This is a genomic window from Paenibacillus monticola (assembly GCF_009664975.1).
GTDB classification, from domain to species: Bacteria; Bacillota; Bacilli; order Paenibacillales; family Paenibacillaceae; genus Paenibacillus_AQ; species Paenibacillus_AQ monticola.
On sequence record NZ_WJXB01000007.1, the window covers coordinates 96,797 to 110,635 of the forward strand.

Sequence of the window (13,839 nt, forward strand, 5' to 3'; positions counted from 1 at the left end):
TGGACTGCTTTTGTTGCAATAGAGCCTCAGCAGGGTTAATACCGGCGACCATTGCGGGTCTCCCCCACAATTTTGCCTGAAGCTCCTCTTGAAGGTTAGCCTTCAACCACGTCAGCTAGCAGATCAGTTGCAATTTCAAGCATTTTGGGAACTATGGCTTCGTTTGAGATCGCTACATATAAATCACCCAAGTATAGCCGGAAAGGAATTTCCACGTCCTCGTGCTTCCACATGAAAAAATCACCATCGATGGACATTAGGGTATCTGGTCCCTTAACGGTAAAAACCTGTGAGTATGTAAAGTCAGGTTTGGCTGCAAAGTAATGTTTACATTCTTCCAATGAGAGGGATTGCTCCACATTGTTTTGTTGCATGGAGCGGGTTATACGAAAACGCTGATTCATTGATGGGCCTCCAAAATTTTTTTTAATCGAACCGGTAGGTCCAGAACTGTTCTGTTCCGAACCGGCTCTGGATTTCTTCATCATTCAGATCCCGCTCCCCAACCAGCTCCGCCGCTTGGAACTGCGAACGGTGCGATTGAATTGATTCCATTTTCTTTGCAAGGTATGCGGTCACATCTATGGTTACATCCGCTTTCCCGATCATCTTCTCGTGATCACTAGAGAAAGCAATGCAATGTACAAGCGGTTGCTCTACCACGGGGAGCCGGGCAATCGTTCGAATGACAGCGGCTCCGGTAGCATCGTGATCGGGATGCACGCTGTACCCTGGGTAGAAGGTGATGACTAGCGACGGAGTCAGTTCTTTAAGCAGCATCATGATCTGATCATCAAGCAGTTGCTGGTCTTCGAACTCAATCATTTTATCATGGAAGCCGAGCATTCTTAAGTCTTGGATCCCAATTGCACGGCAGGACGCTGCCAGTTCCTCCTTGCGGATCGCTGGCAAGGTGACACGGTTCGCGAACGGCGGAATCCCCATGTTGCGCCCCATTTCTCCCAGTGTCAGACAAGCATAGGTGACTTGGGCCCCTGCTCCTATATACATGGCCAACGTTCCTGATACTAGGAACGCCTCATCGTCAGGATGGGGAAACACAACTAAGATATTCTGATGTTCAACATGTATAGTATTCATGATTACTTAATCCTCTACTTTCATCAAAACCTATTCTGACCGAGTTGCAATGCCACAATTAGTTTACCTTGAGTATCATGTCCAGCCATGATGAGTTGTTCCGTTTCAAACTCATCAACATGTGTTAGGCCTTCGGCATAAATCCAGCCCTGCTCTGTCTTAAGGCCGACCCGGTAAGGGCCCGTACCAGAGATGGAGCCTTGCGTATATCGGATGACCGCATTACTAATGAACGCTGACGCTGGCGGGCGGGAACTGTCCAAGTGATTGGCATAGGCGCCTGACGAAACTTCAAGGTGTAAGAATAAGTCCTGACCGGCGAGCCGGTCGATCTGGAATTGGATGTCTTGAGGGTGGATCGGCAGCATAGTGGCCTCCTTGTGTGGTATTAAACAATTTAATTGCAGTCAAACTATATAATACTGGAATGTTCAAATAAAATAAACACGACAGCCCTTTAGGGATTGCCCCCCGGGACTGCCGTGTTCTTTAGGCCTTGGTTAAATCATGGCTAAGTTACATCTTATAAATGTAGTAAACCTTATTATTGATGAAGTACAAGTACACGTTGCCGTAAACGACATATGCTAAATCTTCGTTAATGCTGTCGGGCGTTCCCCAGGAAAGAAAGACCTCTTCTGGCTTCATTCCGACGATAACCCGCTCTTCCCGGATTGCCGCCCATACTTTATCACTGATGGCATTGCGCGGATTTTCTATGTAAAAAAGTCCGGTGACGTATTCAGCTGGATTAGCACTCGGCGGTATATTCATATTAACTTCTTGCCCATTCGCCCGGCGAATAATGATCTCTAAATTTCCGCTATTAGGATTGGACCGGAAGTCTTTAACCGAAGCTTTCTCCATATTCTTAAAAGGGCTGTTAGAAATTTCTGAATTTCTGGCCCATACAGCATGCCCGTTAATGACATCTTTCAGTAATTGGAGAGTTTCTGCTGTATACATGGTATTGTCTTCATAGTTGGTCAAATCTAGCGTCCATACGGTTCCAGCTTCGTTCTGCATGGTTAAGGTCTGAGTGGTTTCATCTATATACTGCACGTCCGTTACCCAATGGCTTCCTGGGTGTCCGTACATATAGACCTTTTTGCCGATGGCCTGGCCCATGGTTCCAGGCAGCTTACTGATCGCGTAAAGCATGTTATTGCTCTTTGTCTTGCCTTCTTCTGTGCTCCACATAAACAACGAAACCGCGCTGGAGGCGTATTTGCCATCAATGGTGCCAAGCTTAAGCAGTGTTTTGAAGTTGACATAGTTAGAGTTCTTGTACAGGACGGAGTTGTCCTTGTTCAGTTTGGCGCTTCCTGTGGTCCCCGTTATGGTCACACCTGAGGCAGCAGAGGCAATCGTGAGGCCTGGGATCTGATTCAAAAGCTTCACCGGCACATAGGATGCACCGTTGACGAGTACTGACTTGGAAGCTGAGATGATCAGTTTGCCGTCTATAAATGTGGAAATCTCCGTATAAACAGGTGCAGCGGCTGCATCCGCTTGTTCGGTGCCCGCAGGATAGCTCAGTCCGATCACAAGCAGCAAAGCGGTAAGCAGTATCACAATTTTCTTCATAGGTATGCTAATTCCTTCCCCCATTGTATGTAGGTTGTCTGACTGAATGCCAGAACAACTCAATAGTATTTCGACAGGAGACCAAAAAATACCTCCTATGTAGGAATGTCCTACTTCACTTAAGCATCTAGAAGTCGACCATTATCATGCCATTGACCGTACATTTTATTTTCTTTGGTGTTTGTTATAAATTTGTCTAATCGACTCTTAAATAAGTCTGGCTGACTTTTGTAGCTTTGTATTGTGTCGATCCGAATTCTTTTATACAGAGCTGGAAACGCCAAGAAATTCTCATATACATCCTTTTCCTCTTTTAACCTTTGCTCTATAACCCTATCTATTTTAAAAGAATCGTGATCCATAACAGGAAGCACCTTTCTTCCTTCGTCTCTCATTAACCCCAACTTTTCAAGGCGACGGACACGTTCTTTATTTAATTCAGTCCATGAACCTCTCTTGCTTCTAGGAGACAGTCTCTGTGCCAGCTCCGTTTCAGATATTTTCTTTTTGACTCCATCGATCCATCCAAAGCACAAAGATTCTTCGACCGCGTCCAAATATAGCAACGTATCGGGTTTCGGCGTCACACTAACTATCACCCAACAAAATTTTTCAGTCTTACTATTTTCCTGTAGCCAAGTCCGCAAATCTTCTCTCGTTTTTACTGGAATTTGATTTTCAATTTCCATAGATACAATACAATCTCCTTTCTGATAAAGATGTCATTTCAACATATCGAGGTCATCCGATAGATTAGAAAACGGCAGCTATAAATTAGGCTGCCGTCACTTCGTATTTATTTAACTCGTCGTCTCCCGTTATAGAGTAGGACTAGATATCAACGGATGGATTGATAATGGCCAGAACCTGATGATCTTCCCATGTCCCGTTGATCTTCACGTTACTTTGGGAGATACCTTCTCTGTGGAACCCGGCGTTCTCAAGTACGCGGATAGATCCGGGATTACGGGGAGAGGCTTCCCCTGTGATCCGGTGAAACTTTAACTCCTCAAAGGCATAGCGTACGATTTGCTTAATTGCTTCCGTCATATAACCCTTGCCGTTATATGCTTGGTCTAGGTTGTATCCGACCATACAGTTCTGAAGCGGCCCGCGCACCACAAAAGAGAGCCCTATACTCCCAATAATCCGATCGTCCTCCTTCTGGAATATCAAGAAGTCAAATTTTCGGTCCGCCTCTCTGTCGGCCTTACTCTTAATAATCAGTTGGAGCTGGTGCTCCACCGTATAGAACTCCTCCGAGTTGCTTGGTGAAAACTTCTCGAAAAACTCCCGATTCCGCTTGTACATTGCTGTCATTTCTTCGGCATCCGCTTCCTCAGGGAACCGAACGTACACTTGCTGCTCTGACATCCGCACCATCCCTACCAACTAATATTTTTGGGTAATTATATCACAGGACGGAAGAATCAGAAATAAAATGGTATTCACAGCTACCTCGACAGTAAGGACAACTTTCGAATGACCTGCTTGCTTCTGTCAACTCCATAATAACGACTTCAAATGCTTAAAGCCGAAACATAAGCAAGCAAGGTCTCAATTCCACTGGCGATCCCTACATCACCGAAAAAGCTTTGTCCCAGAGTACTCGCCTGATGTTGAATTCGTTTGTTATTCATCGTTTCGAAGGTGATTTCTTTGAGCTGTGAGGCAGTGATCTCCATATTCCGTACGTATACCCCTGCTTCCAATTCCTCCAGTCGGGCGGCGATAGCGAACTGATCTGCGCCTTGGGGCAGCAGCACCATGGGAACACCAAATACCAATGCTTCGCAGACACTATTATAGCCAGCATGCGAAATAAACACATCCGCTTCCCGGAGTATTTCTAGTTGAGGTACAAAGCAATGAATCTCCATGTTTTCCGGTGGCTCACCCAGTAAAGAGAGATCCATGTTCCGGCCCACAGACATGACGACCTTCGCTTCACTGTGCTTGAACGCCTCCATGCATTTTCTGTAAAATTCAGGTCGGTCTGTATAGATCGAGCCGAAGGAAATATAAATGAGAGGTAGTCCTCCCTCTTTCTTCGGCTGCTTTCGAAGGAGGGATTCCGGGGCTGCTCCCGGAAACTGCGGGCCTAAGAAGACGAATCGTTCATCGAAAGCATCGGCATGTGGCTGGAATGCTTTGGATGTGTACACCAGATTCAACTCTTCATTGCCGCTGAACGCGTCGATCAGGCCGAAACCAAGAATGTGTTGCCTCTGCGCGATTTCCTCAGCAGCTTGATCAAGTTCGCTGACGGACACCCTCTCCTTGAAATCTTGCTCTTTTATCTTAAAAACATTGTGAATCAGAAAATACGGATCCTGTTCGAGCAGCTTTTGATTAATCGCGAAAGTAAGTATATAGCAGGCAACTGGCAGTTCCAGCAGCTTCCCGATTTGTTTTCCCCAGAAGGCGTCGCAATCCCGCAAAATATAATCTGGTGGATCGGCCATAACTTCATGCAGAATGGCGTTCATCACGGTTTTGCTTTTGCCGATAACTCCTGGCACAAGATATTCAAGCATCATTCGTGGATTACTCAGATAAATTCCTGGATCATTGTCGGTAAATAATCCCTGCATATCGCCGTAACTTCGAAACGTAACATCATATTCCTGCAGAAGTTCCCTGTAGGGTTCGTCGGAATAGTAAATCACTTCTTCTCCCCTTGCCAGAAGTTCCGCCACCAGAGGCAATGTCGGCTTCACGTGACTAAAAAAGGGAAGGCTGAATATCATCACTTTAGCCATGATTCCGTTCCTCCGTCCGTTTGATTACAAGCTTTATAGACAACCAGTATCAGTACTCTGAAGCATTTGTCCGTTCAAAAAGGCAAAAATACCGTCCACGGCAAGTTTAGCCCCTCCGGAATTCCGTATCGCCTGACCGACCTCCTGACACGAATTCCGATAACGTGGATCGGTGAGAACTTTTATCGTCATGTCTGCGATATCTTCCGGGGTACACTCCCGACTGTTTCCCACCACTCCCGCTCCAATTTCCTCAACACGACCTGAAACGGCAAATTGATCCGCCGCTTGGGGAAATATTACCATCGGCACATGATGATATAATGCTTCGTTTGTGCTGTTATGACCACCATGAGTGATAAATACATCTGCCATTTGCAGCAAGCGGAGCTGAGGCACATGAGATCTGACGATGAAGTTGCCGGGAAGAACACCCAGATCTGCTGTGTTAATCCGCTGTCCGGTGGACATTACAACCTGCCAGCCGTTATCCCGGAATGCATTGATACATTTGCTGTAGAAAGGCAGACAGTCATTGTACACGGTTCCCATAGAGATGTAGACCAGCGTCCCTGAAGACATTAGTTCATGGTAGTTGTCCCCATCTTCCTCTTCTTTGCGAATGGATGGACCCAGAAACAGATAATCGGAACCGAATGTATTCGCGTACGGTTGAAATTCCCGGGAGGTAAAGACCAAATTGAACTCATCAGCACCTGAAAAAGCATCAATCGCTTTGTATTGCACCGAGTAAGGACGGGAGAGTTCACGGGTGCAAGCATTCAGAACTTCGCTGAACCGTGTTCCTTCAACCGGCAGAGTAAATTGGCCCGCCGGGTTGCCGAGCACGTTCCGGACAAAAAAATCGGTGTGCTGGTCCATAATGGTTTCATTTAAAGCAATCGTCGTAATGTAGCAGGTCACGGGAACATCCAGCATGATACCAATCATCTTCCCCCAGTAGGACTCACAATCCCGTATGATATAGTCGGGTTCGTCTTCTATGACACGTTCAATCAACAGGTTCGTCATCCGTTGGTATTTGTCCAGCTTGTGCGGAACCAGTAGCTTCAGGATTTCTATGGGGTCCGTGGAACGGATCGGAATCTCCTCATCAAGCAGTCCGATTACATCACCGTAGCTACGGCAGATGACGCCTTCCATACGGATAAATTTCATATAGGGATCGGCTGTATAGTAATAGACCTGCTCCCCCCTGTCCACAAGCTCTTTCACCAAGCTCACCGTCGGATTGACATGCCCGAAATACGGATAGCTAAACACTGCAACTTTTCCCATGAGGCCACGACCTTTCATCAAGAAGAAACGGCTTAGCCATCCTTTAAATAGGGATGCTACCCGTTTCTTCTAGAAATATAAGGATAGTTTATCGTGTGAACCCTATAAATCTTACGACAGGATTCCGCGTACGGAATCTCCAGATAGCCGCTTCTTCAGCTCTTCCGCATCCGTCTCAAACGGCAGTGCGATATCTACCCTGAGACAAGATCCCATATGTCTGATATAAAAACAGATACCATAATGTGCTGCAGTCTCCTCGTAAGAGGAAATATCCTCTGGACTCCAACTAGTAGCTGTTTGGTCTTGCATAGCGCCAAAATAATTTAACAGGATCGCCTTGCCGGTCGAGTCCATATCTAGAGCTGCGAAGTTGATATGGTGCGCGGCGACGGCTTGCGTCTGCTCCCGAATCCGACTCAGACTGATTTCGACCGGTTCTCCGACGTTCAGGACCACGGGGATATAATCGATAAAGTTACCGGCAAGATGATAAAAGGTATGACCGCCGTACCTTCTTCCGCCGCTGACCAGTTGAACAGACAACTGGTCCATCTGAAGGAAGTCCCGTCCAAACACAGCCAGCATTTCAAGCACCGTATGCCATCCTTCTTCAGGAAGGTCGCCCGCCAGAGGGATTTCGAGCTCGATGATGGTATGTCGGTTTTTGGGGAACTTGTTTATCTTGGCCTCCAACTCAAAGAGGTTATGACGGTATGTCGGCAACTCGAACCTATTCTCCAGCTCGGCCAGACTGATTCCTTGTGGTCCCTCGTCCAAGAGACGGACATAATCACGATACACCGTGCCCGGATTTTCACCCCTGCTGGACAGAGTAGAATCATCTGGAAGACTCAAGGTTTCCGCAATCAAACTGCAACTCAGTCCGTCCGACAGTGAATGATGGGATGCATACACGAGAACCCTCTCTCCAGAAACTCCATTCTCGATCAGTACCATTCGATATAATAAGCTACCTGGAATGTCATGATCAAAGCGGCCCGTATACAAGTCCCGGATCATCTGCTTCATCTTCTCTTCTACCTCAGGACCCTCTATTTGGGCAAAAGGCAGTGAAATATGGTTTGGTTGTTCATGAAGGCTCCAGGTTCCGTCCCCCTCCCCTGAAAGAAAGCATCTAAGCATTTCCTGCTCACGGACAAGATTCAACACCGCAGACGCGATGTCTTCCTTGCTTCTTTTTGCAGAAACAGGAATTACAACTCCGACATTCTCGGAACGTCCCAGATGCATGGCCTGAATGGCGGTAACTGGGATTTTCCCGATTACCGGATTGTCGCCCAATTCACGTGCGTAGGCTTGCTGCTGCATAGTAAGCTGGTGAAGCAGGTCGGGCAACTCCTTCGTCTCTTCAGGTTCCACCTGTATTTTCTCTTGCTGCTCTCTTGGCTCTGCTTGGAGCTCGGCGACTACCTTTCCCTCAGTGGAGCGTTGAATCAGCAATTCGCCTAGCGCAGCAGCTGATTGTCGGACGAGTAGATCCCTGACGTCTAAAGAAAATCCTTTTCGTTTCAGAAGAAACACGACCTTCATGGCTGAGATGGAATCTCCTCCAAGTTCATTGAAAGAATTCTCCGGCCCGACGCCCTTTTTCTCAAGCACTTCCTCGAACACTTCGATCACAAGCGCTTCTTGATCGCTCACCGGGAGGCGGAAGTCGCTGCCGGTCTCCACAGTTTGCGGAATCTTGTTCAGCGCTGCTGTATCCACTTTGCCATGAAGTGTCAAAGGTAGCGCATCAAGCTTCATGAACATAGTAGGGATCATGTAGTCGGGAAGCATTACCGACAGCAAGCGTTTCATTTCCCTCGGTTGCGGCGCGCACACCCCGCTGTAATAGGCAATCAGCGTTCCGTGACCTTTTGGTTGCCGCTTTAACAGAACTGCTGCATTTTTCACACCATTCAGCAGAAGCAGATGAGCTTCGATCTCGCCTGGTTCTACCCGGTAACCTCTAATTTTTAGCTGACTGTCCATTCGGCCTTGATAGACCAGATTGCCGTCAGGAAGTCGTTTCGCCAGATCTCCGGTTCGGTACATTCTCTCGAATCCTGGTATTTTGGAGGAGACGAACTGCCGGGCAGTCATCTCTGGTTGATTAAGATATTCTCTGGCCAGACCTACCCCTGCAATGCAAAGCTCGCCAGTCACACCGACCGGAAGCGGATGTAACCCCGCATCCACAATACAGATCCTGCTGTTTAAAATAGGGAACCCCATCGGCAATTTATGCGGGAGGTTCAAATCTTCAATTTCCCACATCGCCGCGCATACGGACGCTTCTGTAGGGCCGTATGCATTGATGCATTGCATATGCTGTACCCACTCCCCGAGCATAGCAGCCGAAGGCTCGGACCCCGCTGTAATGACAAGTCTCAGACTCTGAAGTTTAGCCGGCTGTAACCGTTCCATATAAGAAGGCGGGAACGTCGCGACCGTGATCCCCATCTGGTTCACATAGCTCTCGAACCATTCCGGATCTCCGATGGTATCCTTCGATACCAGGCACAGCGTACCGCCCGACGTAAGCGCCATCGCGAATTCCCATACGGAGGCGTCGAATGAGCAGGGAGCAAACTGCAAAATCCGGTCTTTCGGTCCAATCCCAAGCTTAGTGCGAAATACTTCCGGAAGATTGGCCACTCCCGCATGTTCCAATGCTACACCTTTAGGTTTTCCGGTCGTACCGGAGGTATAAATGATATAAGCCCGATCGTCTAATTGAGGCTTGCGCGCCGAAATTTCCCGGCCTTCCACCGGAAGCCCCACAGCATCTTTTAGAACGGTTCTTCCCATGAAACCGCTTTTCTTCACCTCGGAATCGTCCGTGATCAGCAAGGCTGCTCCGCTGTCTTGAAGCATATGCTGAATCCGTTCTGCCGGAAAGGAAGGATCTATAGGAAGATATACCGCTCCCGCCTTCAATACGGCGAGAAAACAGATGACCATTTCGAAGGAACGTTCCAGCTTGATGGCTACAACATCATCGAAGCCGATACCGTTAAGTCCCAGCCACGCTGCCCAGCGATCGGATAAGGTATCCAGTTCCCCATAGGTCAAGCGCGCCTCACCGAACCGAATTGCATCTAGGTAAGGATAAAGTTCTACCTGATCTGCGAACTGCTCGGGCAGGGTGCGCTTCGGCGAATCCATTCCGGTAGGAGCATGGAAGCCAGCGAGTTGTCGATGCAGCTCTTCCGCAGACAGCAGCGTAATGGAATCTAATCGCATCCCAGGCTGCTCAATAACGGATTGTACTATATGCTGGAAATAAGATACGAATCGCGCTGCCGTCTCTTTAAGGAACAGACTAGTGCTATATTCCAGATCGAAATATAGTACCCCGTCTCCTCCTTCGAAGCCAGCGAGCGTAAGGTCAAATTTTGAAATGGTCTGTTCGAATCCGTAATGCGTGAAATGAAGTCCCTTGAAGTCAAAACGGTTCTCCGGCATGTTCTGCAGTACGAACATAACATCAAACAGAGGATTTCGGCTGGTGTCCCTGCTGAAATCCAGCTTGCTCAGAAGTTCTTCGTATTGAAATGCCTGGTTCTCGAAAGCTCCAATTGCACTTTTCTTGACCTGAGCCAGAAGTTGGGTGAAATCGAGCAGCGGAGATACTGTGTTTTTAATTGGAACGACATTAACGAACATGCCCATCGTCTCTTCCAGATCTGCCTGCATGCGGCCTGAAACTGGTGAGCCGACAACCATTTCCTCCTGCCCCGATATTTTGGACAACATGAGACTGTAAATTGACAGTAACAGCATGAACAAAGTAACGCCGTGATCGGTGGCCAGCCTTTTTAAAGAGGTCATAGTGGCGGCGTCGACGGTAAAGGGAATCCGTGCACCTTCAAAATTCTTAAACCTCGGCCTAGGAAAATCATATGGCAAATCTAATATCGGAACTCCATTCTCAAACTGTTTGAGCCAGTACTGTTCCTGTGCTTCAAATTCGTTATGATCCTTTCCTCGTTGCTGCCAGACCGAGAAGTCCTTATACTGTAAAGCTATTTCGGGAAGCATGTCGCCGTTGTATAGTGCCGCAAGCTCGTTAATGAAGATTCCTACAGAAGCACCATCAGCAACGATATGATGAATATCGATCAAGAGGAGATGTTTCCTCTCTTCCATTCGCGCAACGCCGATGCGAAACAGTGGATGTGCTCCAAGATCGAAAGGGCGCACGAAATTTCGGATAGCCTCCTCTATATTTGTGGGAGGTTCTTCGGTGTAGTCCAGGGTAAAGGAACTGTGAGTATGCGTCACCTGAACTGGTTCGCCGTTCACCATCTTAAAAGACGTTCGAAGAATCTCATGTCGCGCCGTCAGCATAGTAATCGCATATTCAAGTCTTTCTCTATCCAGGTCACCGTCAATTACCAGTGCTTCTGGCATATTGTATGCTGTCGATTGCGGATCATGGCAGAACAAGGCATACATACGTTTTTGTGTAGAAGACAACGGATACCAGGCGGCCGGTTCCGCCGGAGTCACTGCTTGATAAGACTTCGACCCTGTCTCAATGATCAATACCGCCAAAGCTCTGACGGTCTTTTTCTCGAAAATGTCATCGATACTGATATCCACACCAAACACTTTTTGGATTCTGGACATCAGCATCGTCGCTTTCAACGAGTGTCCCCCAACGTCAAAGAAACTTTCTTCGGCAGACACCCGTTTGATCTGCAGGACGTCCGAGAAGATTTGGCACAACTGCTGTTCAATTTCATTTGCCGGTTCAATGAATTCCACATCGAGATCGGTAGGTTCCTCAAGCGAAAGGAGCGCTTTCTTATCCGTCTTCCCGTTCTCAGAAAGAGGCAGCCGGTCGACCCGGTAGTAACGGGCAGGCCGCATGTAGTGCGGCAATTCAGTGGCCATATAGGCCCTTATTTCCTTTGCCTGCACCGCTTCACATTGAAGATAGGCGGCAATCTGAGACGGAATGCCATCTTCTTCTATGCACAGAACGGCTGCCGTCTTAATTCCTGGATAGGCTAAAAGTCGCTGCTCAATCTCAGAAAGCTCGATCCGGTACCCTCTCAGCTTGATCTGGCCATCTTTCCGGCCCAGACAGCAGATTTCGCCGTCATCCGTCCATTTTGCCAAGTCTCCCGTTCTATACATCCTTTCACCAGGGATGAATGGATGGGAAATAAACACTTCTGCGGTTAATTCTAGGCGATTTAAGTAGCCCTCTGCCAGCCCGTGACCAGATAAACAGAGCTCACCGGTGATGCCGGGCGGCACAGGCTCAAGCCGCTCATCAAGAATATAGGCGTTCATATTGGCAATCGGTCGCCCGATTGTTATTTCTGCAGCTTCCTTGACATTTCTTTTGCACACGGCGACTATACTTGCTTCCGTAGGACCGTATTCATTCACAATTTCGACTCTGGGAAGCTTTCTCTGACTTTCCGCGATTAAGGATGGTGCTAACCGCTCCCCCGCCAATGTTATAATCCGAAGGGAGGCTCCGTCTTCAGCATTCATCTGCTCCAGCAGCAGTTGGTACAGGGCGGGAACGCATATAAAATGCGTAATCTGATGAACATGGATTAGCTGCTTTAGCCGAAGGGGATCTTTCACCTGACTTTCGGTCGGCAGGAACAGGCTGGCTCCCGAAACAAGCGGGGTGAAGAAACCAGTCATGAAGCCGTCAAATGAATAGGAGAAGAGTTGGATCGTTCTGTCCTGAGAATTCAGGCGGTACTCGTCCCTTCTCCAGAAGATGGAGTTCGCCAATCCCTCATGTCGGACAAGCACGCCTTTGGGTTTTCCGGTCGTACCGGAAGTATAGATGATATATGCCGCTGTTCCGCTGCTTGCCCTGCCGAGGGTTGCCCCGTTTTCCTGTTCCGCATTTAAGGCATCGCATTGAAACACCTTGTCCACTCCGGCGAAGACGGGCTTCTCTGCATATCGCGAATGCGTAATCAGCCGGCTTACAGAGGCGTCCTCCAGCATGTAACGAATGCGGTCGTCCGGAGTCTGGATATCCATCGGCAGAACACATCCGCCCGCATACAATACGGCCAGTATCGCAACTGCCGACTCCGCGCTACGTTCCAAATACAGAGCGATGACCTGTCCAGGCTTTACTCCGCTCTTGATTAGAGCCTTTCCCCACCGATGGACCTTTTCATTCAGTTTAAGGTAGCTCATGGTCTGTTCAGGGGTAATGACCGCGATTGCCTCCGGTGTACGAAGGACCTGTTCCTCGAACATCTCCATAATATTTGATACACCGGGAAGATTCACTCCGGAGGCATATTCAGTCAACAACTTGTTGCGTTCATCGCCAGACTGCCAACTGCTCTCCTTCACCAGACAGTCGGGAAGAGCGGTCAGCTCGCCAAGCATATGGATGTACTGTCTGCTGAAACTCTTCACCGCCCGTGCGGAGAAGAATAGGCTTGATCCGGCAATGCTGCCTTGAATAACACCCTTTTCACAGCTGAATTCAACGATCAGACCACTAGTGTGTACCTCCGGATTCAACTCGCCGTGAAGCTCCTTCATCGCAAAATGGATGTGATGTAAAAAAGAATAATCTCGGTCATGAATCACCTTCATATCCTGAATAACCTTCTCAATAGGATAATTCCCATTGCTGTATGCGGCTTCATAGGTGGTTTTGACCTCATAGAGCCATTCCCGGAAAGACCGATCACCCGGCGGCTGATCAATAAGCGGGATCCATGAAGAACCACTTGAAGCCATGGCCGGTTGAGCTGGAAGCTTGCGCTGTGGACAGGCTACTGTAATCGATCCGCTGCCCGTATGCTTGTACACCATGCATTTAAATGCGGACAGCATAATCAGGAACAGTGCATCTGCAGACGCTCCGCTCATCTTCCGCAGACGCTCATCCAGATCCTCTGGCACTTCGAATGCAGCTTGATAGACAACGGGGGCTTCAGTAGGATGTGAGGAAGACAACGTTAGTAGCGTTTCTTCTTCTTTTAACTCCAGCATTTTTTTAACCCAATATTTCTTTTGTCTTCTCAGCTCCTGAATGGAGGGACTGCCCTCCGGCATAACGTCATCCGTCTTCATTGGT

9 protein-coding genes are annotated in these 13,839 nt (G+C 48.2%); all 9 read right to left on the minus strand.

All coding sequences use genetic code 11. The features are described from left to right. Positions 1-95: 95 nt before the first annotated feature. The gene (locus tag GJB61_RS18390; RefSeq protein WP_154120483.1) at positions 96-404 is read right to left on the minus strand and encodes a hypothetical protein; all 309 of its coding nucleotides are present in this window, start codon (positions 402-404) and stop codon (positions 96-98) included. 22 nt (positions 405-426) lie between these two features. Beyond that, on the minus strand, positions 427-1,101 hold the full coding sequence (bshB2, locus tag GJB61_RS18395) for a bacillithiol biosynthesis deacetylase BshB2 (protein ID WP_154120484.1): 675 nt from the start codon (positions 1,099-1,101) through the stop codon (positions 427-429). Positions 1,102-1,124: 23 nt separating this feature from the next. Continuing rightward, the gene (locus tag GJB61_RS18400; RefSeq protein WP_154120485.1) at positions 1,125-1,469 is read right to left on the minus strand and encodes a YojF family protein; all 345 of its coding nucleotides are present in this window, start codon (positions 1,467-1,469) and stop codon (positions 1,125-1,127) included. Positions 1,470-1,617: 148 nt separating this feature from the next. Next, complete coding sequence (locus tag GJB61_RS18405; protein WP_154120486.1) at positions 1,618-2,688, minus strand: hypothetical protein; 1,071 nt, start codon at positions 2,686-2,688, stop codon at positions 1,618-1,620. A 119-nt stretch (positions 2,689-2,807) separates the two neighbouring features. Beyond that, positions 2,808-3,377: a YdeI/OmpD-associated family protein gene (locus GJB61_RS18410; protein ID WP_154120487.1), complete on the minus strand. Its 570-nt coding sequence runs from the start codon at positions 3,375-3,377 to the stop codon at positions 2,808-2,810. 142 nt (positions 3,378-3,519) lie between these two features. Then, the gene (locus GJB61_RS18415) at positions 3,520-4,062 is read right to left on the minus strand and encodes a GNAT family N-acetyltransferase (protein WP_154120488.1); all 543 of its coding nucleotides are present in this window, start codon (positions 4,060-4,062) and stop codon (positions 3,520-3,522) included. 146 nt (positions 4,063-4,208) lie between these two features. Further along, complete coding sequence (locus GJB61_RS18420) at positions 4,209-5,450, minus strand: macrolide family glycosyltransferase (RefSeq protein ID WP_154120489.1); 1,242 nt, start codon at positions 5,448-5,450, stop codon at positions 4,209-4,211. 33 nt (positions 5,451-5,483) lie between these two features. Next, positions 5,484-6,749: a macrolide family glycosyltransferase gene (locus GJB61_RS18425; RefSeq protein ID WP_195724385.1), complete on the minus strand. Its 1,266-nt coding sequence runs from the start codon at positions 6,747-6,749 to the stop codon at positions 5,484-5,486. A 111-nt stretch (positions 6,750-6,860) separates the two neighbouring features. Further along, positions 6,861-13,835, minus strand: coding sequence for a non-ribosomal peptide synthetase (locus GJB61_RS18430; RefSeq protein ID WP_195724386.1), 6,975 nt, complete (start codon positions 13,833-13,835; stop codon positions 6,861-6,863). Positions 13,836-13,839 lie beyond the last annotated feature (4 nt).